General features: G+C 67.8%; 24 protein-coding genes and 1 pseudogene. 13 read left to right on the forward strand and 12 right to left on the reverse strand.

What is annotated here, in order from left to right; all coding sequences use genetic code 11:
• The 4 genes from ON43_RS23995 to ftsY form a co-directional block, all read right to left on the reverse strand.
• On the reverse strand, window positions 1-1,209 hold a 1,209-nt coding region (locus tag ON43_RS23995; protein ID WP_505778936.1), incomplete at its 3' end, for a [protein-PII] uridylyltransferase family protein.
• A 117-nt stretch (window positions 1,210-1,326) separates the two neighbouring features.
• Window positions 1,327-1,665 (reverse strand): P-II family nitrogen regulator, encoded by a 339-nt coding sequence (locus ON43_RS24000; protein WP_040811017.1) that lies wholly within the window; start codon window positions 1,663-1,665, stop codon window positions 1,327-1,329.
• 5 nt (window positions 1,666-1,670) lie between these two features.
• Window positions 1,671-2,975 (reverse strand): ammonium transporter, encoded by a 1,305-nt coding sequence (locus ON43_RS24005; protein ID WP_373283478.1) that lies wholly within the window; start codon window positions 2,973-2,975, stop codon window positions 1,671-1,673.
• 262 nt (window positions 2,976-3,237) lie between these two features.
• The gene (ftsY, locus tag ON43_RS24010; protein ID WP_040811019.1) at window positions 3,238-5,088 is read right to left on the reverse strand and encodes a signal recognition particle-docking protein FtsY; all 1,851 of its coding nucleotides are present in this window, start codon (window positions 5,086-5,088) and stop codon (window positions 3,238-3,240) included.
• Window positions 5,089-5,325: 237 nt separating this feature from the next.
• On the opposite strand from ftsY, the gene ON43_RS24015 reads away from it, so the two are divergent.
• Together ON43_RS24015 and ON43_RS24020 are read left to right on the forward strand one after the other, a co-directional pair.
• A complete protein-coding gene (locus ON43_RS24015) occupies window positions 5,326-5,715 on the forward strand; it encodes a DUF2237 family protein (RefSeq protein WP_033086087.1) in 390 nt (129 codons plus the stop codon).
• Between the two features lie 236 nt (window positions 5,716-5,951).
• Window positions 5,952-6,236: a peptidase inhibitor family I36 protein gene (locus ON43_RS24020; RefSeq protein ID WP_040811020.1), complete on the forward strand. Its 285-nt coding sequence runs from the start codon at window positions 5,952-5,954 to the stop codon at window positions 6,234-6,236.
• On the opposite strand, the gene ON43_RS24025 is transcribed toward ON43_RS24020, so the two are convergent.
• Together ON43_RS24025 and ON43_RS24030 are read right to left on the reverse strand one after the other, a co-directional pair.
• On the reverse strand, window positions 6,223-7,140 hold the full coding sequence (locus ON43_RS24025; protein ID WP_040811021.1) for a hypothetical protein: 918 nt from the start codon (window positions 7,138-7,140) through the stop codon (window positions 6,223-6,225). The genes ON43_RS24020 and ON43_RS24025 overlap by 14 nt on opposite strands.
• A gap of 327 nt (window positions 7,141-7,467) precedes the next feature.
• Window positions 7,468-8,334, reverse strand: a complete 867-nt coding sequence (locus ON43_RS24030; protein WP_083913676.1) for a TetR/AcrR family transcriptional regulator — start codon at window positions 8,332-8,334, stop codon at window positions 7,468-7,470.
• 122 nt (window positions 8,335-8,456) lie between these two features.
• Here ON43_RS24030 and ON43_RS24035 point away from each other — a divergent pair, with 122 nt between their 5' ends.
• On the forward strand, window positions 8,457-9,353 hold the full coding sequence (locus ON43_RS24035) for an NmrA family NAD(P)-binding protein (protein WP_245568717.1): 897 nt from the start codon (window positions 8,457-8,459) through the stop codon (window positions 9,351-9,353).
• A gap of 122 nt (window positions 9,354-9,475) precedes the next feature.
• Here the strand turns inward: ON43_RS24035 and ON43_RS24040 are convergent, their stop codons facing one another.
• Together ON43_RS24040 and smc are read right to left on the reverse strand one after the other, a co-directional pair.
• Window positions 9,476-10,117, reverse strand: coding sequence for an HAD family acid phosphatase (locus ON43_RS24040; RefSeq protein ID WP_040811022.1), 642 nt, complete (start codon window positions 10,115-10,117; stop codon window positions 9,476-9,478).
• A 121-nt stretch (window positions 10,118-10,238) separates the two neighbouring features.
• Window positions 10,239-13,850: a chromosome segregation protein SMC gene (gene smc / locus ON43_RS24045; RefSeq protein ID WP_040811052.1), complete on the reverse strand. Its 3,612-nt coding sequence runs from the start codon at window positions 13,848-13,850 to the stop codon at window positions 10,239-10,241.
• Window positions 13,851-14,000: 150 nt separating this feature from the next.
• Here smc and ON43_RS46340 point away from each other — a divergent pair.
• Window positions 14,001-14,165: pseudogene (locus ON43_RS46340) on the forward strand (MerR family DNA-binding transcriptional regulator); the annotation flags it as partial.
• Between the two features lie 168 nt (window positions 14,166-14,333).
• Here the strand turns inward: ON43_RS46340 and ON43_RS46345 are convergent.
• Window positions 14,334-14,582 (reverse strand): hypothetical protein, encoded by a 249-nt coding sequence (locus tag ON43_RS46345; RefSeq protein ID WP_245568721.1) that lies wholly within the window; start codon window positions 14,580-14,582, stop codon window positions 14,334-14,336.
• On the opposite strand from ON43_RS46345, the gene ON43_RS46350 reads away from it, so the two are divergent.
• The gene (locus ON43_RS46350; protein WP_245568722.1) at window positions 14,581-14,943 is read left to right on the forward strand and encodes a hypothetical protein; all 363 of its coding nucleotides are present in this window, start codon (window positions 14,581-14,583) and stop codon (window positions 14,941-14,943) included. The genes ON43_RS46345 and ON43_RS46350 overlap by 2 nt on opposite strands.
• A gap of 83 nt (window positions 14,944-15,026) precedes the next feature.
• Here the strand turns inward: ON43_RS46350 and ON43_RS24055 are convergent, their stop codons facing one another.
• The 3 genes from ON43_RS24055 to ON43_RS24065 all read right to left on the reverse strand — a co-directional run bounded on the left by ON43_RS24055 (window position 15,027) and on the right by ON43_RS24065 (window position 17,221).
• Window positions 15,027-16,052 carry an Rpn family recombination-promoting nuclease/putative transposase gene (locus tag ON43_RS24055; protein WP_040811023.1) on the reverse strand — a complete coding sequence of 342 codons (1,026 nt, stop codon included), beginning with the start codon at window positions 16,050-16,052 and terminating at the stop codon, window positions 15,027-15,029.
• Between the two features lie 74 nt (window positions 16,053-16,126).
• On the reverse strand, window positions 16,127-16,705 hold the full coding sequence (locus ON43_RS44990; RefSeq protein ID WP_051179069.1) for a hypothetical protein: 579 nt from the start codon (window positions 16,703-16,705) through the stop codon (window positions 16,127-16,129).
• Between the two features lie 87 nt (window positions 16,706-16,792).
• On the reverse strand, window positions 16,793-17,221 hold the full coding sequence (locus ON43_RS24065; RefSeq protein WP_040811024.1) for a DUF1707 SHOCT-like domain-containing protein: 429 nt from the start codon (window positions 17,219-17,221) through the stop codon (window positions 16,793-16,795).
• Between the two features lie 173 nt (window positions 17,222-17,394).
• On the opposite strand from ON43_RS24065, the gene ON43_RS24070 reads away from it, so the two are divergent.
• The 8 genes from ON43_RS24070 to ON43_RS24105 all read left to right on the forward strand — a co-directional run bounded on the left by ON43_RS24070 (window position 17,395) and on the right by ON43_RS24105 (window position 26,090).
• Complete coding sequence (locus ON43_RS24070; RefSeq protein ID WP_040811025.1) at window positions 17,395-18,627, forward strand: acyl-CoA dehydrogenase family protein; 1,233 nt, start codon at window positions 17,395-17,397, stop codon at window positions 18,625-18,627.
• Window positions 18,628-18,629: 2 nt separating this feature from the next.
• Window positions 18,630-19,754, forward strand: coding sequence for an acyl-CoA dehydrogenase family protein (locus ON43_RS24075; RefSeq protein WP_040811026.1), 1,125 nt, complete (start codon window positions 18,630-18,632; stop codon window positions 19,752-19,754).
• A 386-nt stretch (window positions 19,755-20,140) separates the two neighbouring features.
• Window positions 20,141-20,581, forward strand: a complete 441-nt coding sequence (locus ON43_RS24080) for a carboxymuconolactone decarboxylase family protein (protein ID WP_245568718.1) — start codon at window positions 20,141-20,143, stop codon at window positions 20,579-20,581.
• Window positions 20,582-20,644: 63 nt separating this feature from the next.
• Window positions 20,645-21,439 (forward strand): metallophosphoesterase family protein, encoded by a 795-nt coding sequence (locus ON43_RS24085; protein ID WP_083913677.1) that lies wholly within the window; start codon window positions 20,645-20,647, stop codon window positions 21,437-21,439.
• A 178-nt stretch (window positions 21,440-21,617) separates the two neighbouring features.
• Window positions 21,618-22,061: a CBS domain-containing protein gene (locus ON43_RS24090; RefSeq protein WP_040811028.1), complete on the forward strand. Its 444-nt coding sequence runs from the start codon at window positions 21,618-21,620 to the stop codon at window positions 22,059-22,061.
• A gap of 43 nt (window positions 22,062-22,104) precedes the next feature.
• Window positions 22,105-23,397 (forward strand): ArsB/NhaD family transporter, encoded by a 1,293-nt coding sequence (locus tag ON43_RS24095; RefSeq protein WP_040811029.1) that lies wholly within the window; start codon window positions 22,105-22,107, stop codon window positions 23,395-23,397.
• An 83-nt stretch (window positions 23,398-23,480) separates the two neighbouring features.
• Window positions 23,481-25,631: an acyltransferase family protein gene (locus ON43_RS24100; protein WP_051179071.1), complete on the forward strand. Its 2,151-nt coding sequence runs from the start codon at window positions 23,481-23,483 to the stop codon at window positions 25,629-25,631.
• A gap of 30 nt (window positions 25,632-25,661) precedes the next feature.
• Complete coding sequence (locus tag ON43_RS24105; protein ID WP_051179073.1) at window positions 25,662-26,090, forward strand: lipocalin-like domain-containing protein; 429 nt, start codon at window positions 25,662-25,664, stop codon at window positions 26,088-26,090.
• The last annotated feature ends 41 nt before the right edge of the window (window positions 26,091-26,131 follow it).

A 26,131-nucleotide genomic window follows, 5' to 3' on the forward strand; every position in this document is an offset into this window, starting at 1 on the left:
CAGCACCAGCAGGTCGTTGAGCGCCTCCTTGGGCCACGGCTCGCGTAGCTCGGGCGCGTCCTCCCCGAGCCGGTTGAGCGTGGTGGCCGACATCGGCAGCCCCGTCTGCGCCGAAGCCGCGGCCACCCGCAGGACCAGCCCCGGATCACGCTGCGGGCGCGCGTCCCGCGCCAGCACCACCTCCCCGGAATGCTCGACCACCCCCTCATCGAGTGGTCGGCGTACCGGGACCCGGCGCAGTCGCGCGAGTCCGCGCCGAGGCAGCGCGTTCCCGGCGGTGCGCAGCCCGACGTCGGTGGAGTAGCTGACGGTCCGGGCCGCATCGCTCAAGGTCCGAGCCAGATCGAAGCGGTCCCCGATGCGCAGGGCCGCCCCGATCTCGTCGGCGTCCTGGGCTCGCAGCTGGTCACGGGCCCGGCCCGCCACCCGGTGCAGTTCGGTGCGCACGTCCAGCAGGCGGCGATGCGCCTGTTTCAGCCCGCCGCCCGGCACTTCCGGACCGAGCCCCGGCATGGCGTCGGTCAGTTGTGCGATGGCGAGGGCGTCGAGCAGCTGGATGTCACGCAGTCCGCCGCGGCCGTTCTTGAGATCGGGTTCGGCGCGGTGGGCGACGTCTCCGCTTCTGCGCCAACGGGTTTGCGCCTGCTCGATCAGCGCATCGAAACGGGATCTGACGCCGGCACGCCAGTCCCGCCGGACACCGGTGATGAGCAGACTGCTCAGTCCTTCGTCGCCGACGATGTGCCGCGCCTCGAGCATGCCCAGGGCGGCGGTGAGATCGTCGGCGGCCACGCGCAGCGCCTGCGGGACGGTGCGCACGCTGTGATCGAGCTTGATGTGGGCGTCCCACAACGGATACCAGAGCTGATCGGCGACCTCGGCGACCCGCTTGGGGTCGATGTCGTCGTAGAGCAGCACCAGATCCAGATCCGAATAGGGCAGCATTTCCCGGCGGCCCAATCCGCCCACCGCCACGATCGCGAGCCCGCTGTCGGCGGTGATGCCGACCTCGTGGCCCTTGGTGGTCAGCCACAGTTCGAACAGGTCCACCAGCGCTTCCCGCAGCGCCTCGGCGTCCAATCGGGTCGTGCGGCCGTTGGCGGCGCTGTGTTCGCTCAGCAGTTGGTCACGGGCCTTCACCAGATCCGAAGCGCCACCTGAAACCTTGTCGGCTTCGGCCTTCTCGTCGCGTGCTTGCTGAAAACCCACAACCCACCACCCATCTCATTCGGTTCGCCCACATGGGGGCGGCCCCGCCTCCGCCGGTTCGACACCGACGGGGGCCGGGGCCGCCACTGGATCCGCTCTCGAGTTACCGCATCCGATTTACAGAGCGTCGGACCCGCGTTCGCCGGTGCGCACCCGGATGATCGCGTCGACCGGGGTGACCCAGACCTTGCCGTCACCGATCTTGCCGGTGCGGGCGGCCTCGACGATGACCTCGACGACCTTCTCGACGGAGGCGTCGTCCACGACCACCTCGACCCGGACCTTCGGGACGAAGTCGACCGAGTACTCGGCACCGCGGTAGACCTCGGTGTGGCCCTTCTGGCGTCCGTAGCCCTGGACCTCGCTGACGGTCATGCCCAGCACGCCCGCCTGCTCCAGCCCGGTCTTGACGTCCTCCAGGGTGAACGGCTTCACGATCGCAGTGATCAGTTTCATTTTCGTCATGCCTCCTTGACGGCGGCGGTGCGCGCCGCACCACCCACAGCAGCGAAATCGTATGCCGATTCTGCGTGCTCCGACTCGTCCAAGCCCGTGAACTCGGCTTCTTCATTCACCCGGAGGCCGATCGTGAACTTGATCGCCAGCGCGATGATCAGGGTCGCGATGCCCGAGAAGGCAAGCACCGCACCGGCTCCCACGGCCTGCTTGATCAGCTGATCGAAGCCGCCGCCGTAGAACAGACCGGTGACCGCGGCGGGGGCCTCCGGCGCGGCGACGAGGCCGACCATCAGGGTGCCCGCGATACCGCCGACCAGGTGCACGCCGACCACGTCGAGCGAGTCGTCGAAGCCGAACTTGAACTTCAGGCCCACCGCCAGGGCGCAGAGCACACCGGCGACCGCACCGATGGCCAGTGCGCCGACCACGTTGACCGAGGAGCAGGAGGGGGTGATGGCGACCAGACCGGCCACGACGCCCGAGGCGGCGCCGAGGGAGGTGGCGTGACCATCGCGGATCTTCTCGACCAGCAGCCAGGCCAGCATGGCCGTACCGGTCGCGACGGTGGTGGTGATGAAGGTGGCGCCCGCGATGCCGTTCGAGCCGACGGCCGAACCGGCGTTGAAGCCGTACCAGCCGAACCACAGCAGACCGGCGCCGAGCATCACGAACGGCAGGTTGTGCGGACGCATCGGGGTCTGCGGCCAGCCCTTGCGCTTGCCGAGCACGAGCGCCAGGACCAGGCCCGCGATACCGGCGTTGATGTGGACCGCGGTACCACCGGCGAAGTCGATCGCCTTGAGCTTGGTGGCGATCCAGCCGCCGTGCTCACCGGTCACGCCGTCGAAGGCGAAGACCCAGTGCGCGATCGGGAAGTAGACCACGGTGCCCCAGACGGCGGCGAACAGCACCCAGGCGCCGAACTTCAGGCGGTCGGCGACCGCACCGGAGATCAGGGCCACGGTGATGATCGCGAACATCAGCTGGAAGGCGACGAAGACCGTGGCGGGCACGGTGCCGGCCAGCGGGATCGCCGATTTGACCGCCGGGTCGGTGGCACTGGCCAGGTAGGTGCCGCCGATCAGTGACTTCAGCCCGAAGTACTGCAGCGGATCACCGATCAGGTTTCCCTTGTCGTCGCCGAACGCCGTCGAGAAGCCGTACAGCACCCATAGGACGGTGATCACGCCCATCGCGCTGATGCTCATCATGATCATGTTCAGCACGTTCTTCGAGCGGACCATGCCGCCGTAGAAGAACGCGAGTCCGGGTGTCATCAAAAGCACGAGTGCTGAACTCGCCAGCATCCATGCGGTGTCGCCGGTGTCGGCCGCACCGATTATGGGAAACGCCACCTTACTGTCCTCCTCATCGTCAGCCCCGCAGCAACCTGCGAATAAGCCTGCAATGAGATTCGTCAGTCGGTGTTTCCTCCGTGATCCTGCGGCGTTTCGCGTAGGTGAACGGATGAGATTGCAGTGTTGCGGTCACGTTTCCGAAACCGCGCCACTGTTACGACGACATTGTGAGGTTGATGTTGAATTCGGTAACGATGCAGCTCAGGGGCCGTTATCCGAGGAGTGCGTCGACGAAGGCGCCGGGCTCGAACGGAGCAAGATCATCCGCGCCCTCGCCCAAACCGACCAGTTTGACCGGTACGCCGAGCTCGTGCTGAACCTGGAACACGATGCCGCCCTTGGCGGTTCCGTCCAGCTTCGTCAGCGCAACACCGGTGATGTCGACGACGTCGGCGAAGACCCGGGCCTGCATGAGACCGTTCTGGCCGACCGTGGAGTCCAGCACGAGGATGACCTCGTCCACCGCGGCCTTCTTCTCGACGACGCGCTTGACCTTACCCAGCTCGTCCATCAGACCGGTCTTGGTGTGCAGGCGACCGGCGGTGTCGATGAGCACGACATCCACCCCGCGATCGATACCCGCCGAGACCGCGTCGAACGCGACGGCCGCGGGATCCGCGCCCTCCTTGCCGCGCACGGTCTCCGCACCGACGCGCTCACCCCAGGTCTGCAACTGATCCGCGGCGGCCGCACGGAACGTGTCCGCCGCACCGAGCAGCACCCGCCGCCCGTCGGCGACCAGCACCCGCGCCAATTTGCCGGTGGTAGTGGTCTTTCCGGTGCCGTTCACACCCACGACCAGCAGAATCGACGGGTGATCATCATGCGGCAAAGCCCGAATCGACCGATCCAACTCCGGCCGTAGCGCCTCGATCAGCACCCCGCGCAACAGCGCCCGCGCCTCGGCCGCGGTCCGCACCGTCCGAGCAGCCATCTCCTCCCGCAGCCGATCCACGATGACAGCGGTGCTGGCGGTACCGAGGTCCGCCATGACCAGCGTGTCCTCGATCTCCTCCCACGACTCCTCATCCAGATCGCCACCACCCAGCAAGCCGAGCAACGACTTGCCGACGGCGTTCTGCGAGCGCGACAGCCGACCCCGCAAGCGAGTCAGACGCCCCGAAGTCGGCTCGATCTCCGCGATAGCCGGAGCGGCAGCAGCGGTTTCAGACGCGACGGTCGGTGCCCCAGCCCGGGCCTTGACCGCGGCCTCGGCACCCGCAGCCACCTCCGCGGCGGCAACAGCGGCCTCCGCGGCTTCCTCGGCCGCGGCCTCTTCCGAAACCGGCTGCTCGGCAACCTCGCCCGCGCCACGATCGGCGGCGGATTCACCGGCCTGTCCTGCGGCCTCCACCGCCTCCACGCGCGCCTCGGAGGCAGTCGGCGTGGTGCTCTGCTGCGCGCCCGCCGGGCTCGTGGCGTTCTCGGCGACTGAAGCCGAAGTGGTCGAGCCGGATTCGTCCCTGGCCGCACCCGCGGCGGCATCACCCGGGACAGAAGTTGCGGCGGGCGATGCGGATTCGCTCGGAGCCGCGTTATCGGTGGCGGCCGTTCCCGCCTGGGCGTGGGTGCCCGAAGTGGTCTTACCAGCGGCATCCGGAATGGTCTTACCAGCAGCGGAGGCGGCCTGGTCTCCCTGGGCGGCGGTGGACTCGGTCGGCGTGACGGACGCTGCGGCCTCGTCGGTCTGGGCGGGTTCGGGGCCCTGGACCGGGTCGGGGAGGGGGACGTTGGTGATGCTGCGCTTGGCGGCGTCGCGGGGGACGGCGGCGTCGTCGCCGATGTGGGGCTGGCCCTCGTCGTCGGTGCGCTCGGGCGGGAGGGGCTTGGGCTTGGGTTTGGTCGCGGGGACCTTTTCGCGTTCCGTCGCACTGCCCTGGCTGAAGCTGAATCCGCTCGAGGCCTGGTAGCCGCCGGACCGGTCGGTCACTTCCTTGGTCTCGGTGACCTCCGGGGTCAGCGAGATCCGCCGGCGCTTGTTCAGGGCATATCCGGCGACCAGCGCCACGAGCAGCACCGCGGCGATGGCCGCGATGAGAATCCAAACTTCAGCAGTCGTCACGCCCCCATCCTTTCAGAGGCAGTTGTATTGCCGGTTTCACACACCTATCGACGCGTTTCACACACCTGCGGACGCCCCGGAGGGCAGTGTCGTTTATCACACAGCTATGCCGTGCGAACCGTCGACACGCCGGGGTGGGGCCTGGAAATCCCAACAACTACCGACCGGTCTGCTCGACTACGTGCCACAGTGCGGAAGGAGCGGCGAATGCGACACCGAGACAATAGGATCGGCGACGTGACCGATCGAAATGTGCTTGGGGGACCGCTGGAGGAGTGTGGCACCGATCCTCTCACCGGCTTCTACCGGGACGGATGCTGCAGCACCGGCCCCGAGGATTTGGGCAGCCACACCGTCTGCACGGTGGTGACCGCGGAGTTCCTGGAGCACCAGAAGTCGATCGGCAACGACCTCGTCACCCCGCGGCCCGAGAACAACTTCCCCGGCCTGCAGCCGGGCGACAGATGGTGCGTGGTGGCGGTCAGATGGCTGCACGCCCACGAGGACGGGGTGGCCGCACCGGTGGTGCTGGCCGCCACGCACGAGAACGCGCTCGAGGTCGTTCCGATGGACACCCTGCGCAAATACGCCGTCGACGTTCCCGACGATGTGAGCGACCTGCTCTGATCCGACCCGCGCATGTCCCGATTGCGCGAATAGTCCGTCGTTGGAACGCCATTGGCGCATCCCCGCACCGTGAGGGCGCGGCCGAATCCGGCCGCGCGAATCCCGGAGGGGGAATCCGATGTCCATCAAGAAGCGACTGTTCGGTCCAGCGCTCGGGGCCGCCGCGGCCACCGCGAGCCTGAGGTCGCCGCACCGGCGCCGGCATCTTCGACCTGCGCACCATCAGTTCGCTGACGGTGGAGGTGGAATCGGCCTGGTACGACCGGTGCCCGGTGGGCACGCTGTGCCTGTTCGACCAGCCCGACGGTGAAGGGCACATGACGGTGGTGCGGTCCGACATCCCCGATATCGGCGCCACCCGGATCGACGGCAACCCGGTCTCCCTGTGGAACCGGACCGGGCGGACCGTCGACTTCTATGACCACACCGGGTATTCGGGCAATGTCGACGTCTTCCACGACAACGAGAAGCGGTCCGGTTCGCCGGTGCATCGGACCACACGGTCGATCAAGATCCTGTGACGCTGACGGCGTTGTGCGCGCCGCCGTCATCGCCCTTGCGCAGCAAAGCCTCGGTGGCGCTGCGCAATTCGACGCGTGCCGCGAACAGCCGCGGGTCGGAGAAGGCCAGCCGGTCGGCTCCGGCCTGCAGCGGGACATGCAGCACCTGCAGGGTGATGGCGGCGGCGATGGCGCCGAAGAACAGGGCCACCAGGGCGGGCCGCTCCCCTGCCAGGGTGAGCGCGAGTGCGGCCTGACCGCCGAAGACCGCCGCGGTGGCCGCCGAGACGACCAGGGAGTGGATCATGGCTGCGCGCACGGCTTCTCCCTCGTCGAAGGCGTCCAGTACCGCGATGCCGAGACCGAGCACGACCAGGTCGGCGGCCAGCACCGAGAGCATGGCGGTACTGGGAAGCACGTTGAGCCCCAACAGGATCAGCGCCGCGCTGAGGCCGAGCAGCAACGCGCCGACGGTGAGCAATCCGGCCGCCGAGCGCCGCGAGTCCTCGATCCAGTCGGCCTGCTGTCCGAGCATGCCCAGCATGGTGCCGAGCAGCGCCAGCAGCGTGATCGCGCCCAAAACATAACCGGCGGGCAGGAATCCGCCCGCCGCGGGCATGGCGAGGACCGCGCACACCGGCAGCAACCCGACCCGCCACACCCGGTCCACGCGTTCGACCGCACGGGCCGGCAACAGCCGCACGAACACTCCGCTGAAGGCGAGTACCGGCGCGCACACCAGCACGATGCGCACCCCGTCGAACCAGGGACTTCCCCCGGCCAGCCGGTCGATCACCACCCCCGCGGCGTAAACCAATAGCCCACCGGCCGCCCTGCGTAACAACGGCTTTCGCGGATCCCGCGCCAGCAGATACAAACCGAGCCACCATGCGACACCGAACGCCGCGGCCGACACCCAAACCACGCAGGGAGCGTACTTCCCCACTCCCCGTTTGCGGGTCGTTACAAACCCCTCAAATATCCCCATCTACCAGCATTTTTCACCCTAGAACCCGGCTCGTCACACCTTCGCACCGTTTCGGACACACCCAGGTCACGAAGAGCCCCAACGGGTTTCACATCACCCCCTAACCTCACCCCAAATCCCCCTCCCACCGCGACAAGGCCAGGCGCGCGGCCGGGCCCACCCACCGCTTCGCCGAGCGGCACATCCTTGAGGCGAGATTAGGTAGATATCGGACAAATCCCCTCCAGGATGTGCCGCTCGGCGATACGAGCGGGGTGGGTGGGGTTAGGGGATTTGGGGGGTGTGGCGGCGGCGGTGGGCCTTCTGGCGGCAGGCAGGGGAGCAGTAGCGGGCGGGGCGGCCGGTTGCCGTGGGGCGGATGGGGGTGGTGCAGATCGGGCAGTGCGGGGTCGGGCGACCGGCACGGGGCGGGGTTTCGTTACGCGGGAGGGTTTCGTCTCGGACGGGGGCTGGGTTTCGAGGTTTCGTTACGGGGTCTGTTTGCGGGAGCGCCCGCATGGCGTCGAGGACCATGGCGGCGGGGCGGGACAGCTCCAGGTCTGGGGTGAGGCGTTGGATGGCAACGCATCCCGTGTAGAGGGCCAGGACGTCGGGCACGGTGAGGTCGGAGCGGACCACACCCTGGCGTTGGGCGGCGATGAGCAGGTCGCCGAGGGCGGTGTGGAAGCGCACCCCGGCATCGGCGACCAGTTCACGCGGCCAGCCGTCATTGCTGACCATGTCGCACACCGCCTGATTGCGGTGCGAGGACGTGATCACCTCGGTGCAGAAGGAGAAGAACGCCGCGCCCGCATCGGGAGCGTCGCGCAGGCGATGCGCCAGGCCGGTGAGCCGGTCGATGCGCTGCTGCATAACCGCTTCCAGCAGCGAGGTTTTGGTGGGGAAATGCCGATAGACGGTGCCCGCTCCGACTCCGGCGCGCCGCGCGATCTCGGCCAGCGAGACCGAGACGCCATCCTCGGAGAGGGCCCGCTGCGCCGCCGCCAACACCAGCGCGCGATTGCGGCGCGCGTCGGCACGCGAGTTCGGCGTCGCGCGGGCTTGGCCGGCCGATTCACGAGATTGAGTTGTCGCGGTGCGGGATTGGGCGGTCGCCGGTCGGGGTTGGGTGGTGACGGTAGGCGCGGACATTTCGTTACGCGGGTCCTTTCCGGTGGTGGCCAACCGGAAACGGGTGGATCTAGCTTTCGGATACGGGTCGACCGACCCGAATACTACCGAACGGACAGGCGACAATGTCTTCTCTTGATGAAGTGACTGCTCGTGACGATCTGATCCTGGTGACCGGGGCGACCGGGAAGCAGGGCGGGGCTACCGCGCGGCGGCTGCTGGAGGTTGGGCGGCGGGTGCGGGTTTTGGTGCGTGATCCGGAATCGGCTGGCGCGCAGGAGCTTGCGGCGGCGGGTGCGGAGGTCGCTGTTGGGGACTTCGATACTCCCGAATCCATCGAGGCCGCGCTGGCGGGCGTGGGTTCGGCGTTTCTGGTGCCGCCCGCGGCGTACGGGCCGACGGGTTGGGACGTCGATTTGGAGGTCGAGCGCGGGACCCGATTCATCGAGGCCGCGAAGGCCGCGGGGGTGGAGTTCATCGTCTTCACCACTGTCGCGTCGCTGACCGACGACGGCAGATGGGGTGCGCAGGGCAAGCGACAGGTGGAGGCGGTGCTGCGCGAGAGCGGACTGCACTGGACGATTCTGCGACCGGTCCGGTTCTTCGAGAACTACCTCATCCAGAACTTCCCGTTCGACGGCATCAACAATGGCGTGAACCGTCATCTGTTCCCGTCCGATCAGCCGATCCAGTCCATCGCGGTCGACGATATCGCGGTGTTCGCGCAGCTGGCCTTCGACGATCCGGCCCGATTCCACGGGGAGATCCTGGAATTGGCCGGTGACGCCCGACTCATGCCGGAGGCCGCGGCGGTGGTCGGCGCGGCGATCGGGCAGCCGGTGCGCTACGAGGAGGCTCCGGAGTCCGAGGCCGAGGCGCTCGGCCCGGAAGTGGTGGCCGTCTGGCGGCTGGCACGAGAGGGCCAGCGCTGGCATGCCGATATCCCGGCGCTCCGTGAAATCCACCCTGGCCTGCGGACACTCGAGGCGTGGCTCGCCGAAACCGGTGCGGCGCGGTTGAAGTCGCTGTTGAACGGGTGAGTTCCGGGGCCCGGCCGAGCGAGACCCGGAGGTCCGGCCGAGCGAGACCCGGGGCGAGGAGGCGCGCGGTCTCCTCGCCCCGGGTCACCGGAATCGACCTGGTGGTCGACGGATTCGGCCGATCAGGCCAGTGCGCCGTCGTAATCCGGCAGCTTGAAGGTCTTCTGCGCGTGGCCACCGGACAGGTCGGAGGCGCTGTTGCCGATGTTCGCGACGATCGTGTACCCCTGCCCCTCGATGGCGGCGCGGGTGGCGGTCTTGTACTCGGCGAGCGCGGCCGCCCCGCTGGAGCCGGTGGTCAGCCCGCCGCCGTAGAGCCCGTCGACGGAGTAGCCGACCGAGCTCAGGTTGATCTGGGTGTAGAAGTTCATCAGCGACGGCCGCCCGGTCACGAAGATGATCGCCGCGCCTTGGCTTTTCGCCCACTGCGCCAGCTTCAGGATCGGCGGGATGGCGGGGGTGATCGGGCCCGGGTGGTAGCTGGTCTCGAGCACGGTGTTGTCGACGTCGAAGACGATCGCGGGCTTGGTGGCGCCCGGCAGCGCGGTGGTCAGGTAGGTCTGGGCCTCGTTCGCGACGGCGGTGACGTCGGCGATCCACTGGCTTTCCGGCGGCAGGTTGCCGCTGCCGCCCGAGCCGGACAGTGATCCGGTGCCGGACCCCGAGGCCGAGCCGGAGGATCCGGAATCGGCGAGGGCGACGGGGAGCGGGGCGACGAGGCCGACGGCGAGTCCGGCGGCCACTACGGCGAGGGAGCGTCTCATGGGGCCGGACGTTAGCGCCGACCCCGTGCGACGCGCAGGCGTTTCACTTTGCCCCGCACCAGAATTCCCGCTCACCGGGACAGGCTGGGCAACTCTCACAAACGAATGCGAGAGTCCCCCGTCAGGGTGTCGCGCCGACCAATTGCTCGCCGCGCATGCGCTGCGAGATGACCTGGGTGATGCCATCGCCGCGCATGCTGACGCCGTAGAGGGCGTCGGCGATCTCCATGGTCGGCTTCTGGTGGGTGATGACGATCAGCTGGCTCTTCTCGCGCAGCTGCTCGAACAGGCCGATGAGGCGGCGCAGGTTGGTGTCGTCCAGCGCCGCTTCGACCTCGTCCATGACATAGAACGGGGAGGGGCGGGCGCGGAAGATCGACACCAGGAAAGCGACTGCGGCGAGGGACTTCTCGCCACCGGAGAGCAGCGAGAGCCGCTTGACCTTCTTGCCCGGCGGGCGGGCCTCGACCTCGACGCCGGTGGTGAGCATGTCGGCCGGATTGGTGAGCAGCAGCCGGCCCTCACCGCCGGGGAACAGGCGGCCGAAGACGCCGGTGAATTCGCGCTCGACATCCTCGTAGGCCTCGGTGAAGACCTGCAGGATGCGCTCGTCCACCTCGGCGACGACGTCCATCAGGTCCTGGCGGGCCTTCTTGACGTCCTCGAGCTGGGTGTTGAGGAAGGTGTAGCGCTCTTCCAAAGCCGCGAACTCCTCCAGCGCAAGGGGATTCACCTTGCCGAGCGTGGTGAGGTCCTTCTCGGCGCGCTTGGCGCGGCGCTCCTGGGTGGCGCGGTCGTAGGGCATGGGCTGCGGTTCGCTGACATTCTCGCCGCGTTCGCGGGCCGCCTCGTACTCCATCATCTCCAGCGCGGTGGGCGGCATGGGGACGTCGGGGCCGTATTCGGCGATGAGGTCCTCGAGCGAGAGACCGAACTGTTCGGCGATATTCGTCTCGACCTGCTCGATGCGCAGGGCGGCCTGCGCCCGGGCCACCTCGTCGCGGTGCACGGCGTCGGTGAGCTGGGCCAGCTGGGTGGCGAGGGCGCGCGAACGCTCCTTGGTCTGCTCCACCTGGGCCGCGAATTCGGTGCGGCGGCGGACCAATTCGTCGCGGCGGACACCGGCCTGGGCGACCACCTGCTCGAGTTCGGCGGCCACCTTCTCCGCGGATTCGGCGACCACCGCGGCCACGGCGGCGGCCTGACGACGGGCGGCCTGGGCGCGTTCGGCGCGCTGACGGTTCTCGCGTTCGGCGCGCGCGGCGCGGCGCAGTGAATCCGCCTTGCCGCGCACGGATTCGGCGCGCTCCTCGGCGGTGCGGACGGCCAGGCGGGCCTCGACCTCCATGGAACGGGCCTCGGCGAGGGCGGCGGCGGCCTCCTCACGGGCGTACCCGGCGGTCTCGGTGCCGGCGGCCTCGGGATCCATGCCGTCCTGCTCGGATTCGGCATGGCGCAGCCGTTCCTCGAGTTCGGCCAGCTTGGCCAGGGTTTCCTCGCGGCCGGTCTCGGCGTCGGCGCGCTGGGCCAGCAGGCGGTCGGATTCCTTCTGCGCGCTGCGGGCGGCGTGGCCGAGGCGGCCGAGCCGGTCGTAGATGGCGACCAGGGCCTGATCGGATTCGTGTAGGGCGAGCAGCGCGTGGTCGACGGCTTCCTTGCGGTCGGTCTGCTCGGCCAGCGCGCCGGACAGGGCGGCCTCGAGTTCCTCGGCCTGGCGCTGCCAGGAGGTCAATTCGTCCTTGGCGGAATCGATCTCGGCCTGGACCTCGAGCTGGCTGGGGGCGCGGTCGGAGCCGCCGAGCACCCAGCCGGAGCCGGTGAGGTCGCCCTCTCGGGTGACGACCCGCAGTTCGGGGCGGGCGGCGATGACCTGAGCGGCGGTGGCGAGATCGTCGGCGACGGCGATTCCGGCGGTCAGCGCGGTAATGGCGCCGCGCAGGTTCGCGGGGCAGTCCACCACTTCCGACAGCCAGCGGGCGGCGCCCGGTAGTCGCGAATCCGGCTGTCCGGCAGCGATATCCGAGGCACCGGCGAAGACCAGCGCGGCGCGGCCGCCGTCGGATTCCTTCAGGGCGCGGACGGCGGCGTGGGCGGACGGGCCGGTGTCGGCGGCCACGGCGTCGGCGAGCGGGCCGAGGGCGGCGGCGACCGCGGCCTCGAATCCGCCGTGCACGCGGATCAATCCGGACAGCGGGCCGAGCAGGCCGTCGGTGCGGTGTTCGAGCAGCCAGGCCGCGCCGTCCTTGCGGCGCAGGCCCATGGTCAGGGCCTCGATGCGGGCGGTGAGGGAGGCGACGCGCTTGCCCGCCTCGCGGTCCTTCTCGCGCAGTTCGGTGACGCGCTGATCGGCCAGCGCGAGGGCCTGGGCGGCGTGCTCGTAGGCGGTGTCGAGGCCCTCCTCACCCGCGTCGAGTTCGCTGAGTTCGGCCTGGACGGCCTCGAATTCGGCATTGGCCTCCTCGCCGCGGCGGCGGGCCTCGGCGATGCCCGCAGACATGCGGGTGATCTCGCCGTCCACGGACTGGGCGCGGGAGCGCAGGGTGTCGACCTGGCCGGAGAGGCGGGCCAGGCCCTCGCGGCGGTCGGCGATGGCGCGGACGGCGGCGAGGTGGGCCTGTTCGGCGGCCTTGGCGGCTTGTTCGCGCTCGTGGAGTTGTTCGCGGGCGGCTTCGAGAGTCTCCGTGGCCATTTCGACCGCTTCGCGCAGTTCGGCCTCTTCGGCCTCGACGCGGTCGGCCTCGCGCTCCAGCTGTTCGGGATCGCGGCCGGTGCCGGTGGGTTGCTCGATGGTGAGGTTGCGCGCGCGATCTTTCGCAATGCGGATAGTGGCATTGACACGTTCGGTCAAAGCGGACAGCTGGAACCAGGTCTGGGCGGCGGCCTCGGCGCTGGGCGTCAGCTTGGACAGCTCGAATTCCTGCTGAGCGAGCGCGGCATTCGCGGCATCCAACTCGGCCTGGACGTTGACCTGCTGCTCGCGGGCGTAGGCCTCCTTGCTCTGCTGGCTCTCGAGTTCGCGGCGGCGCGTCACCAGATCGTCGGCGGCCAGGCGCAATCGGGAATCACGCAATTCGGACTGGACGGTCGCCGCGCGCCGTGCCACCTCGGCCTGCCGGCCCAGCGGCTTCAGCTGCCTGCGCAGTTCGGTGGTGAGGTCGGTGAGGCGAGCCAGATTCGCCTGCATGGCGTCCAGTTTCCGGACGGCCTTCTCCTTGCGCCGCCGGTGCTTGAGCACGCCCGCAGCCTCCTCGATGAACGCGCGCCGATCTTCCGGCCGCGACTCCAGAATCGCCGACAGCTGGCCCTGACCCACGATGACGTGCATCTCGCGGCCGATACCGGAGTCGCTCAGCAGCTCCTGCACATCCATGAGGCGGCAGGAGTTCCCATTGATCTCGTACTCGCCCGCGCCGTCGCGGAACATGCGGCGCGTGATCGACACCTCCGAATACTCGATGGGCAGCACCCCGTCGGAATTGTCGATGGTCAGCGTGACCTCGGCACGACCGAGCGGCGCGCGGCCCGCGGTGCCGGCGAAGATGACATCCTGCATCTTCCCGCCCCGCAGCGCCTTCGCGCCCTGCTCACCCATCACCCAGGTGAGCGCATCGACGACATTGCTCTTCCCCGACCCATTGGGCCCGACCACACACGTGATCCCGGGTTCGAATCGCAACGTCGTCGCGGACGCGAAGGACTTGAACCCCTTCAGCGTCAGACTCTTCAGGTGCACAGCGGCCCAGACTACCCGCTCCCCCGCGATTGCCCCGAGTATGCCGAACTTCGCGTCCCATCCCGTCATTCCCCGCCCCACCAGCCACATCGCGAATCCGGACAGAAAAGACTTGAGTCTCCACCAAGGGGAAGCACGAAGGTTGCACGCATGGACGACGAAACGCTGTACACGATCGGAGCGCTGGCCGAGCGGACGGGCCTGACGGTCAAGACCATTCGGTTCTACTCCGACAAGGGCATCGTTCCGCCGACCATGCTCAGCCCCGGCGGCTACCGCCTCTACGACCTCGAGGCCGTCGCACGCCTCGAATTGGTCCGCACCCTGCGCGAACTCGGCATGGACCTGGCCACCGTGCGCCGCGTCCTGTCCCGCGAAACCTCCCTCACCGAGGTTGCCGCGGCCCACGCCGAAGCGGTGGACGTCCAAATCCGCGTCCTACGCCTGCGCCGCGCGGTCCTGCGAGCGGTAGCCAAACGGGAATCATCCGAAACGGAGATGGGATTCATGAACAAGCTGGTCCAACTGTCCGAAGCCGAACGCGACCGCATCATCCACGACTTCATCGACAACACCTTCGGCGCCGTCGACGGCAACCCCGCCGTAGTCGAACTCCTCCGCACCACCATGCCCGAACTCCCCGACGACCCAACCCCGGAACAGGTCGGCGCCTGGATGGATTTGGTAGACCTGGTGCAAGACAACGACTTCCGGCACCGCCATCCGCCGCATGGCCGAATACCAAGCCAAGGAACGCGCCGCCGGCGACGACACCGGCCTCCACCACGACCTCACCGAAGCCGTCCGCGACCGGGTCGGCAAGGCGCTGGCGGCGAATATCGCCCCCGACAGCCCACCCGCCGCGGCGATCATCGACGAACTGACAGCCCGCTACTCCGAAACCTTCGACAAGCCCGACGACCGCCCGCTCCGCGAATGGATCCTGAAGCGTCTCGAAATCGCCAACGACCCTCGCGTAGAACGCTATTGGCACCTCGTCGCAACCATCAACGCCTGGCCCCCACTCCCTGACCTAGCTCCTACCTTCGACTGGTTCGCGGCCGCACTCCGAACGCGACTGATCGAGCACTGACGCGAGACCCGTTCGCCGCAGACGAAAGAGGATCTCGCCGAACGCACCCGAATCGAAGGAGGATGAAACCCGGACACCGCCCGCTACTGAAAGACCTGGTCGAGGCTGTCCGCGGTCAGCACGCGCGCGGACCAGATCCGCAGCGCCTCCGGGTCCGCGGACCGGACGGTGGCGACGGTCTGGTCTGTCAGCGTCCCGAACTTGATCGCCAGGAGTTCGATCAGCATCTCCGCACGCTCTTCGATGCGCCCTTTGGCCTCACCTTCCGCGATGCCTTCTTCGATGCCTTCGGCGCGACCCTGAGCGCGACCTTGAGCGCGGAGGCGGTCTGCTGTCGTCATGATGACCTCCATGGCTTGGGGTCCGAGCTGTCCAACGATGGACTCGAGATCGGATTCACGGATTTCGCTGACTCCACGAATGTACGTCACTACGGATATCAGGGCTTCCTTGCCGTCGAACGCCGCCAATATGGCGTCCAGGTCGGGGAGCAGGAGCTTCAATACGTCGCCCAGATAGCGATTTCCCGGGGCGGTCTTCAGCAGCGCCAACATTGTGCGTGCCTCGGAGGGCTGGTCGCGCGCGAGGATGGCCTGCAGAGGCTCCGCCGTCAGATCGTCGATAAGGAAGCGCAAATGAGGGAGGTACTCGCCGAATGCCTCGCGGGTAGCGGGGTCGACGTCGATCAGGTCGGCCAACTCGGTCGGCTTGCTCCAACGACGGCCCTCGGGACTGACGTATACGACGACCGGGATCACTGCGGGCAACATGTCGGTCTTGGGATGCTCAGCTATGTACCGGTTCCAGATGCGAACCATGTATTCCAGCATCCGGAACGGCATCAGCGGGTGTGGGCGGCTTTGATGTTCGATCAGGACGTAGATGAACGCCTCGCGGCCGTCGATACGGGCGCGGTACAGCAGATCACTGAGACGTACGCGCAGGTCGGACGAGACGAAATGGCATTGCTGCAACTCCAGCGTCTCCCACTCGATGCGCGCCGCCATGGCTTTCGACATCACTGTCTGCAACTCGGCGGTAGCGTTTTCACGCTTGTCCATGACGCGCCGGAAGTAGGCGTCGTGCCAATTGTTCTGATCGGCAGCCATGTTCGGGCAACCTACGCCGAAGCTGTGCTCCCGCAGCGATTTCGGAGCGACTCGCCATCGGACACGCGGTGGGGTCAAGCGGCGATCAGTGTGGGGAGGTGGCGTCGCCAGAGTTCCAGGAGCGGGAGGGCGATGAGGGTTGGGCCGATCCAGGCAATCAGTTGCGCCGCACCGTAGAGGGGGCCGTTCAGGGCGAAGGCTACGACGAGGGTTGCTGTCCAGAGGGCGATGTAGGAGCCGCCTAGGCCGTGGACGTAGGCGTGGGTCCATGCGCTTCGGCGGCGGCGGGCTCGGTGGCCTAGGTCGGCTAGGGCGTAGGTGAGGGCTGAGACTGGGATCAGCAACCAGAGGTCGGGGCGGTGCCAGAGGACCATGACGGTGGCTGTGATGCAGATGGCGGCAAGGGTTTTCAGGTACCAGGGCCACCAGGTGGTGGGGTGCCGCTTCGCTGGGGGTGCGGACCCACTGCGGCGCACGGTCGGCCACATCCGCGCAGGCGGCCACGTCGGCGGACGCGGCCGGGTGGACGGGGGCGGCCGGGTGGACGGGGGCGGCGGGGATTTGAGGTCGGTCCAGGCGACGATGGGGCCTAGGAGTAGGCCGAGGGTGCCGACGATTATGTGCAGGGTTAACAGGACTGTGTATGTGGGCATGGCCCACCTCCACGGGATTCGAACGCCTTCAGGGGATTTGAGCGCCTTCACCGGGTTTGAGCGGGCGGCCGGGGGCGGCCGCCGGGCTCAGTGGGTGCGGGAGCGGTTCCAGGCCGAGGACTCCCAGCCCATGACTGCGCGGAAGGCGAGGACGGCGCCCCAGGGGACGATGACCCAGACGGGCCAGAAGTAGGTGAATTCGGTTGCGGCGAGGGAGATTGCGGCCCAGATGAACAGGCACAGGAGGCTTACGCCGAGCCAGGCGCTGCCCTCGATCTGCTGCCAGATGGGGAAGCGGGTACGCGAGACGGATTGGGGCGCAACTGCCTTCGACAGCTTGGGGAGGTCCTGGAGGACCAGTTGGAGGTCCTCGCGGGTGGTTGTCGCGTAGACCTGGGTGAGGCGGTCGTTGTATTCGGCCAGGTCGAGGCGGCCTTCGGCGAGGTGGCGGCCCAGCAGGTCGGCGATGTGGGCGCGTTCGGTGTCGGAGGCGCGGGTGCCGGTGGTGATGTCCATGTCGGTGCCTAACGGTGCGATCGGGCCAGATATTCCATTGTGGAACGTTAGGCCAAGAATAAACCTCCACATTGGAATGTCAAGGGATTGAAGTGATGGCGGGTGCCAGCACATTTGCCAGCAGGGGTGATGTGATGCGATCGTTAGTGGCAGTTCTCGGACAAGGAGTCATCGTGGACCTCGACTGGTCGCCTGCCGATCTGGCGTTTCGTGATGAAGTGCGCAGCTTCCTCGACGAAAAGTTAACCGACGATCTTCGACGTGCCGGACGGCTGGCGACCAGCGTCTATCCGGATCACGAAGCCAGCATGAAGTGGCAGGCCATCCTGCACGAAAAGGGCTGGGCCGCCCCGGCGTGGCCGGTGAAGTACGGCGGCTGCGACTGGAGCCTGACCCAGCACTACATCTTCGGCCGCGAATGCACCCTGGCCGGCGCACCGAACCTGTCCCCCATGGGAATTCGCATGGTCTCGCACGCCATCATGGCCTTCGGCACCCGCGAGCAGAAGGACTTCTTCCTGCCCCGCATCCTCACCGGCGAGGTCTTCTTCTGCCAGGGCTATTCCGAGCCCGAGGCCGGTTCGGACCTGGCGTCGCTGTCCATGGCCGCGGTCGCCGACGGCGAGGACTTCGTGGTCACCGGCTCCAAGATCTGGACCACCCACGCCACCGAGGCCAACTGGATCTTCGCCCTGGTCCGCACCTCCAAACAGGCCAAGAAGCAGCAGGGCATCACCTTCCTGCTCATCGACATGCGCACCCCGGGCATCGAAATCCGCCCGCTGGTCATGACTTCCGGCGAGCAGGTGCAGAACCAGGTCTTCTTCGACCAGGTCCGCGTCCCGCAGGCCAATATCCTCGGGCAGATCGACGACGGCTGGACCGTGGCCAAGTTCCTGCTCAACTTCGAGCGCGGCGGCGGCGCGGCGGCCCCGATGCTCCAGGTGATGGCCGAGGAGCTGGCGCAGGCCGCCAAGGATCAGCCCGGCCCGAACGGCGGTGCGCTCATCGACGACCCGGCCTTCGCACACAAGCTAGCCGACGCCCGCCTGCGCGCCGATGTGCTGGAGATCCTCGAATACCGCACGCTCGCACTGGTTTCCAGCGGCAAGGACCCGGGCCCGGCCGCCTCCACCATCAAGATCCTGGGCACCGAGCTGAGCCAGACGCTCACCGAACTGGCCCTGGAGGCCGCCGGTCCGCGCGGTCGCGCGTATCAGCCGCACGCCACCATGCCCGGTGCCGCTGTCGCCGACTTCACCGCGCCCGCAGACGGTTTCGTCTCCGGCGAGGAGTGGCAGGCGGTCGCCCCGCTGCGGTACTTCAACGACCGCGCCGGCTCGATCTACGCCGGTAGCAACGAGATTCAGCGCAATATCATCGCCAAAGCCACCCTGGGACTGTAGCCATGGACTTCTCTTTCACCGCCGAGCAGGAGCTGCTCCGCGACACCGTCACCGAATTCCTCGCGGCGCGTTACCGTCTCGAACCCAGCCGGGCCGCGGCCCGCACGGGGGCCGGTTGGCAGCCGGAGATCTGGCGCGGATTGGCCGAGGAGGTCGGGATTCTCGGGGCGAGCCTGCCGGAGTCGGTGGGCGGCATCGGGGGCGGCCCGGTCGAGACCATGGTCATCGCCGAGGCGCTGGGCGCGGCTCTGGTGCTGGAACCGTATGTGGACACCGTGGTGGTCGGCGGCGGCCTGCTGCGCCGCAGCACCGGCAAGCGGGCCGAGGATCTGCTGTCCGGTATCGCCGCCGGTGAGGTGGTCACCGGATTCGCCGCGCTGGAACCGCAATCCGGCTACGACTACACCAATGTCACGACCACCGCGACGAAAGACGGCGAGGACTGGCTGCTCACCGGTGAGAAGACCGTCGTCACCTCCGCCCCGCTGGCCACCCACCTGCTGGTGACCGCGGCCGTGGACGGCGATATCGCTTTGTTCGCGGTGGATTTCGACGCGGCCAACCCGCCCGCCGGTCTCACCGCGCGGCCGTACCGCACCATCGACGACCGTCAGGCCGCCGATATCACCTTCGAGAATCTGCGTGTCCCCGCCGATGCCCTGCTGCTCGCGCAGGCGGGCGCGGCCATCGCCGCCACCGTCGACGAGGCCATCGCGGCGGTCTGCGCGGAAACGGTCGGCGCCATGCGCAAGGTGGTCGCCGACACCGTGGCCTACACCAAGCAGCGCCAGCAGTTCGGCGTCCCGATCGCCAGCTTCCAGGCGCTGCAGCACCGCATGGTCGATATGCTGCTCGAGCTCGAACAGGCCGTGGCCGCAACCTATCTGGTGACGCTCAAGCTGGATGCCCCCGCGCCCGAGCGGGCCCGCGCCGCCTCGGCCGCCAAGGCCACCATCGGCCGCGCCGCGCGCCGCATCGGCCAGGAGTCGGTGCAGTTGCACGGTGCCATGGGCATGACCGAGGAGCTGGCCATCGGGCATTTCTTCAAGCGGCTCACCGCGGTCCAGTACGAGTTCGGCACCACCGATCAGCACATCGCCCGCTACGCCGCATTGACGCGGCCGTAGCGTTCCCGGACGGCGCCGGAATCACCGGCGCTGTCCGTAACCTCCGCTGACGGGTATCCGATCGGCATCACGCTTCCCTGGCTGTCGCGCGGCAGCTGCCCCGCGCGCCGAACCACGCACGGCGAGCACGATTACCAGCGCCAATGCCGGTCCCATGACGAAGCACAAGACACCCAGCGCGATCAGCAGAACGGTTCCCACGTGCGGATTATTGTCCGCCTCGCGGCATTTCGCACAATTACGGCAAACACGGCTCTTACGGCAAACACCCCCTCCAGACGCGACCGGTCGCTAGCTGTGACCGGGCTCATAGTCCCGAGGCCGTCACGTCCGCGGCGGCTGTCTCGTCCAAGGGGTGCATTCGAACCGGACGAGAGGACGACATCATGTCGCGAATGAACCTGAGCGAGGTTGCCCCCGAGGTCTACCAGGCGTGGATCGCCGCCGAGACCGCCATCCGGCGCGGCCCGCTCGACGCCACCGTGCGGGAGCTGGTGAAGATCCGGGTCTCCCAGATCAACGGCTGCCTGTTCTGCATCGACATGCATTCCACCGAGGCCCGCAAGGAGGGTGAGACCGAACGCCGCCTGTGGCACCTCAACGCCTGGCGGGAGTCGGCGCTGTTCACCGACGCCGAGCGGGCCGCCCTGGAATACGTCGAGGCCGCAACCGAACTCGGCCCGCACGGGGTGAGCGATGAGATCTGGGCCGGGGTGGAGAAGCACTTCGACGAGGGCCAGCGCGCCGGACTGGTCGCGGTGACCGCGCAGATCAACCTGTGGAATCGGATCGGGGTGCCGATGCGGCTGGAGCCGCTCGAGCCCTAGCCGCCGAGGCCGCGCGCGGGAATGTCGTTGACAGGCCCGCGCGGCCTGTGGCTGATTGACGGTATGGGTAGCCGCAGCGCAGGCGAAACCGGACGGACCGAGGACGAGACAGCCGACGGCGGAACCGGCCGGGTGCGGATCGCCGCCGTGGGCGATCTGCACATGCGCGAGAGCCTGCGCGGGCGCTTCCGACCCGCGCTGCTCGACCTCGACGAGCACGCGGATGTCCTGCTGCTGGCAGGCGATCTCACCAATGGCGGCACCCTGCGCGACACCGACACCCTGTGCGCCGAGATCGCGGACCTGCCCGTGCCGGTGATCGCCGTCCTCGGCAATCACGACCACGACCGACGGCTCGGCTACCGAATCGCGGTGCAGCTCACCGATATCGGCGTCCACATGCTCGATGGCACCTCGATCACCCTGCCCGTCAACGGAATTCGACTGGGCGTCGCGGGCGTCATGGGCGGCAGCGGCGGATTCCCCGGCCACCCCGGCAATCCCGCCGAGGGCAGCGTCGAGCACCGCCAGCGCTTCCGCCGCGGCCCCGCCGACGCCATCCGCCTGCGCGCCGCCCTGGAAGCCCTCGACTGCGACATGCGCATCGCCCTCATGCATTTCGCCCCCGTCGTGGACACCCTGGTCGGCGAGCCGCCCAAGATCTACCCGGGCCTGGGCTGCCAGGATCTGGCCGACGCCGTGGACGCGGGCGGCGCGGCCCTGGCCGTTCACGGACACGCCCACGGCGGCAGCGAATTCGGCCGCACGCCAGGCGGCGTCGAGGTCCGCAATGTCTCCTATCCGGTCATCCGCGAGGCCTATCGGGTGTACGAGCTGACACACGGGGGCGACTCGTAAACCGGTTCCCGGTACTCTTTTACGGAATCTGTACCGAAGGTGTGCCGGGAAGTCTGGTCGGCCGGTCCGAAACCTCGGGCCGTAGGGTCCGACCTGGGAGTTTCGATGCGGCCTTCGTTTTCGATCTTGACGTATTCTGCTGCCGTGAACGCTCGGCGATCCGTCGTATCCTGCACATATGCATGCCGCTCAGATGGCCGAGGAATATCCGGTGATCGATTTGGACTCCGACGCGATCGACGCGGCGAGACTGCTGGCCGACCACCGGCTCCCGGGAATCCTGGTGACCGATGGGGACGGAAAGCCGCATTCGGTGCTGCCCGCCTCGCAGGTGGTGTTGTTCATCGTGCCGAAGTACGTGCAGGACGATCCGTCGCTGGCGGGGGTGCTCACCGAGACCATGTGCGGGCAGGTGGTGAAGCGGTTGCGGGGGAAGAAGGTTCGCGACGTGATTCCGGAGCGGCTCACCAAGATTCCCTCCGCCAAGGCCGACGACAATTTCGTCGAGGTGGCGGCGCTCATGGCGAAGTACAAGTCACCGCTGGTGGCGGTGCAGGACGGGGACACGCTCCTCGGCGTGATCACGTCCTCGCGCCTGTTGGAAGTGGCGCTCGCGAACTGAGCCCGCCGGGGCGGTGCCCCATTTTGCCGCAGCGGCGGCGACCATGAGCGTCGCCATCGCCATCGCGGTCTTCACGATCGCCTACATCCTCATCGCCTCCGAGCGCGTGCACAAGACCATTGCCGCGCTGGCCGGCGGCGGCGCGGTCGTCGCCGTCGGCATCATGGACTCCGACGACGTCTTCTACTCGCACGAGACCGGCATCGACTGGAACGTCATCTACCTGCTGTTCGGGATGATGATCATCGTCGGTGTGCTGCGCCAGACCGGCATCTTCGAATACGTCGCGATCTGGGCGGCCAAGCGGGCCCGGGGATCCGCGCTGCGGGTCATGATCCTGCTGGTCCTCATCACCGCGACCGCGTCCGGCTTTCTCGACAATGTCACCACGGTCCTGCTCATCGCCCCGGTGACCATGCTGGTGTGCGAGCGCCTGGAGATCTCGCCGACGCCGTTCCTCATCGCCGAGGTGCTGGCCTCCAATATCGGCGGCGCGGCCACCCTGATCGGCGACCCGCCGAACATCATCATCGGCAGCAAGGCGGGCCTGTCGTTCAACGACTTCTTCCTGAACCTGACCCCGATCGTGCTGATCGAGCTGGCGGTGTTCACGCTGCTGCTGCCGCGGCTGTTCAAGGGGTCCTTCGAGGTCGATCCCGAGCGCGCCGCCGACATCATGCAGCTGAACGAGCGCGAGGCGATTCGCGAGCCAAAACTGTTGATCAAGTGCGGAATTGTGCTCGCGGCCGTTTTCGCGGGATTCTTCGGCCACCCGATTTTCCACCTCGAACCATCGCTGGTGGCATTGCTCGGCGCGGGTGCGCTGGTGCTGATTTCCGGTCTGCCGCAACGCGATTACCTGTCCGCGGTGGAATGGGAGACGCTGCTGTTCTTCGCCGGTCTGTTCGTGATGATCGGGGCGCTGGTGAAAACCGGTGTGATCGGCCGATTGGCGAAATACGCGACCGAACTCACCGGCGGAAACGCGCTCGTGGCAACCATGCTGATACTCGTCGTGTCGGCGGTGCTTTCGGGTGTCATCGACAACATCCCGTATGTGGCGACCATGAGCCCACTGGTGGCGGAGCTGGCCGATCACATCGACCACCCGGTCCAGTCGGACGCGCTGTGGTGGGCACTGGCATTGGGCGCGGATTTCGGTGGCAACCTCACAGCAGTCGGGGCCAGCGCGAACGTGGTGATGCTCGGCATCGCCAAGCGCTCGGACCATCCGATCTCGTTCTGGGAATTCACCCGGAAGGGCATTCTGGTGACCGCGGTCACGATTGCGGTGGCGGCTCCGTATCTGTGGCTGCGCTATTTCATATTCGCCTGACCAGGCATAAAAGGCACAACACGGACACCTTCTGTGTGGCGATTCGTAATTTTCGGGACGCCTGACCGACAATGGCAGCCGCCATGTCCATATCCAGCACCGATCAGCCGACCGCACCGGACAGCGACCGTCAGGACGCCCCGGCCGCCTCGGCGATCCCCGGCGCTTACCGGCTGGATCTGGACGGACTGCGCGGCATAGCTATCGCCCTGGTGGTGGCCTTCCACATCTGGGCCGGGCGGGTGTCCGGCGGCGTGGACGTGTTCCTGGTGCTGTCCGGATTCTTCTTCACCGGCATGCTCATCCGCCGCGCCGACGGCGGGCCGGTGGGCGTGCTGACCACCGTGCGGCGCACGCTGCGGCGGCTGCTGCCCGCCATGATCGTGGTGCTGGCGGCGGTGGTGATCGCGACGGTGACGCTGCTACCCCACACCCGATGGTCCGATATCGCGGGGCAGACGCTGGCTTCGCTGTTCTACTACCAGAACTGGTATCTGGCGCTGTCCTGGTCGGACTATCTGGCCGCCGATCCGTCGGTGAGCCCGCTGCAGCACCTGTGGTCGATGTCGGTGCAGGGGCAGATGTATCTGGCGCTGCTGCTGGTGGTCGCCGGGGTGGCGTGGGTATTACAGCGGGCGGTCAAGGCGGGCGCGTGGAAGCTGGCCGCGGAGCGCCCCGTGCTGCGACAACTCGGACAGCACGGTGTGCTGCGGGCGAGCCTCGCGGTGATCTTCGGCGTCGTGGCGCTCACCTCGTTCTGCTATGCCACCGAAGGGGTTTCGACCCAGCAGGGCTGGAACTACTACGACACCTTCGCGCGAGCCTGGGAACCGCTCGCGGGTGCGCTGCTGGCGATCGCCGCGCCCCTGATCAACCTGCCCAAACCGGTGCGAGAAGCGTTCGCCTGGACCGGAATCGCGGCCATCGCGTGCTGCGGCTGGATGGTCAACGGCGTGCTGGTCTTTCCCGGCCCCGCCGCCTTGATTCCCGTAATGGCCACCGTCGCACTGATTCTCGCGGGCGCGGGCCGTGACACCGCCGATCAGCCGCTGATCAATCGCGGACTGGCCTCCTTCCCGATCGTGCAGCTCGGTGGCTTCGCCTACGCGCTGTACCTCTGGCACTGGCCGATTCTCATTTTCTACCTGGGTGAAACGCATCAGCGGCGAGCCGGGGCGATCGGCGGGCTGGGCATCATCGTGGTCTCCCTGCTGCTGGCCTATCTGACCCATCACCTGGTCGAGGAACCGCTGCGGCTGCGCTCCAAGCCCTCCGCCACTCCGGCGCGCACCCGCCTGCTCGCGGGTGTGGCGGTGTCGACCGTCGGTGTGCTGCTGCTGGGTTCGACGCTGGCCTGGCAGTGGAGCATGGGCGCGAAGGCGCACGCGGTCGGCGAGCTGGATCCGTCGAAGTACCCCGGCGCAGCGGCGCTCACCGACCACGCCCTGGTCCCGCGCGCGCCCATGCGGCCGACCACCGAGGAAGCGCCCGCCGATATCGCGTACCCCACCCGCGACGGCTGCATCTCCGACTTCGACACCCGCGCGGTCATCACCTGCGTCTACGGCGACCACGATGCGCACCGCACCCTCGCGGTGGTCGGCAATTCCCATGCCGAGCACTGGGTTCCGGCGCTGCAGATCCTCGGCGAGCAGTACCACTTCCGGGTCGTCGTCTACCTGAAGATGGGTTGCCCGCTCACCGTCGCCGAGGATCCCGTGTACAAGGGCCAGCAGAATCCGGACTGCCGGGACTGGTCGGCCGAGGTCATCGACCGGCTCGGCGTGGAACACCCCGACTATGTCTTCACCACCGCCACCCGCCCCAGCGACAATGGCGGCGACGAGACGCCGCAGGACTACGTGGATGTCTGGTCGGCCCTGTCCGACAAGGGCCTCCAGATCATCGGCCTGCGCGACACTCCCTGGCTGCGCCGCAACGGCATCCGCTACCGCGCCATCGACTGCCTCGCCTCCGGCGGCAACCGCCTCAGCTGCGGACTGAAGCGCAGCGAGGCCCTCTCCCCCGAGAACCCGGCCGCCGCCCCCGCCGCAGCCTTCCCCAACATGCACCTCATCGACCCCAACAACGCCGTCTGCGAACCCGACATCTGCGCGGTCGTGGAGGGCAATATCCTCGTCTACCACGACGAACACCACCTGACCGCAAGCTATTCACGCTCGCTCGCCCCCGAACTGGGCCGCGAACTCCAGCCCATCCTCGGCTGGTGGTAACCCGCTGCCGCCGCGCCTAGCATCGATCTCATGACGATCAACGACCTGGTCGGCCGGTGGCAGTTGACGGCATGGACGGCGACCGACGAAACGGGCGCGGTCACAACACCATTCGGCGAGAAACCGCAGGGCGTCGTGATCTACACCGCCCACGGGTGGATGAGCGGCCAGATAGCCGCTGGTGATCGCCCCAACCTATCCACCGCTGTCGCCCTGGCGGGCACCGATCGCGAACGCGCCGAGGCGTATTCGACCTATATCGCCTACAGCGGCGAATACCGCCTCGAAGGCGACACCGTCATCCACACCTTGCGAATGAGCCTGTTCCCCAACTGGATAGGCACCGAACAACGCCGCACGGTCGAGGTCTCGCCCACCGATCTGACGCTCCGAACCCCGCCGACGCCGGTCGGCAACCACATCCTCGTCAATGCCCTCCAGTGGATCCGCGCCGAGTAACCGAGCCCTGCCCGTCGGTCCTATGTAAAGGAATCGGAAAT

The organism is Nocardia concava NBRC 100430 (genome assembly GCF_000308815.1).
Classification (GTDB): Bacteria; Actinomycetota; Actinomycetes; order Mycobacteriales; family Mycobacteriaceae; genus Nocardia; species Nocardia concava.

Excerpts from the sequence above, each read along its gene's own strand:
- ON43_RS24090 (WP_040811028.1), top strand. The coding sequence starts at position 21,618 with ATGCATGCCGCTCAGATGGCCGAGGAATATCCGGTGATCGATTTGGAC.
- ON43_RS24080 (WP_245568718.1), top strand. The coding sequence starts at position 20,141 with ATGTCGCGAATGAACCTGAGCGAGGTTGCCCCCGAGGTCTACCAGGCG.
- ON43_RS24105 (WP_051179073.1), top strand. The coding sequence starts at position 25,662 with ATGACGATCAACGACCTGGTCGGCCGGTGGCAGTTGACGGCATGGACG.
- ON43_RS24040 (WP_040811022.1), bottom strand. The coding sequence starts at position 10,117 with ATGAGACGCTCCCTCGCCGTAGTGGCCGCCGGACTCGCCGTCGGCCTC.
- ON43_RS24055 (WP_040811023.1), bottom strand. The coding sequence starts at position 16,052 with ATGGCTGCCGATCAGAACAATTGGCACGACGCCTACTTCCGGCGCGTC.
- ON43_RS24000 (WP_040811017.1), bottom strand. The coding sequence starts at position 1,665 with ATGAAACTGATCACTGCGATCGTGAAGCCGTTCACCCTGGAGGACGTC.
- ON43_RS46350 (WP_245568722.1), top strand. The coding sequence starts at position 14,581 with ATGGCCGAATACCAAGCCAAGGAACGCGCCGCCGGCGACGACACCGGC.
- ON43_RS24030 (WP_083913676.1), bottom strand. The coding sequence starts at position 8,334 with ATGTCCGCGCCTACCGTCACCACCCAACCCCGACCGGCGACCGCCCAA.
- ON43_RS24005 (WP_373283478.1), bottom strand. The coding sequence starts at position 2,975 with ATGCTGGCGAGTTCAGCACTCGTGCTTTTGATGACACCCGGACTCGCG.
- ON43_RS24075 (WP_040811026.1), top strand. The coding sequence starts at position 18,630 with ATGGACTTCTCTTTCACCGCCGAGCAGGAGCTGCTCCGCGACACCGTC.
- ON43_RS24085 (WP_083913677.1), top strand. The coding sequence starts at position 20,645 with ATGGGTAGCCGCAGCGCAGGCGAAACCGGACGGACCGAGGACGAGACA.
- ON43_RS46345 (WP_245568721.1), bottom strand. The coding sequence starts at position 14,582 with ATGCGGCGGATGGCGGTGCCGGAAGTCGTTGTCTTGCACCAGGTCTAC.
- ON43_RS44990 (WP_051179069.1), bottom strand. The coding sequence starts at position 16,705 with ATGCCCACATACACAGTCCTGTTAACCCTGCACATAATCGTCGGCACC.
- ON43_RS24065 (WP_040811024.1), bottom strand. The coding sequence starts at position 17,221 with ATGGACATCACCACCGGCACCCGCGCCTCCGACACCGAACGCGCCCAC.
- ON43_RS24095 (WP_040811029.1), top strand. The coding sequence starts at position 22,105 with ATGAGCGTCGCCATCGCCATCGCGGTCTTCACGATCGCCTACATCCTC.
- ON43_RS24100 (WP_051179071.1), top strand. The coding sequence starts at position 23,481 with ATGTCCATATCCAGCACCGATCAGCCGACCGCACCGGACAGCGACCGT.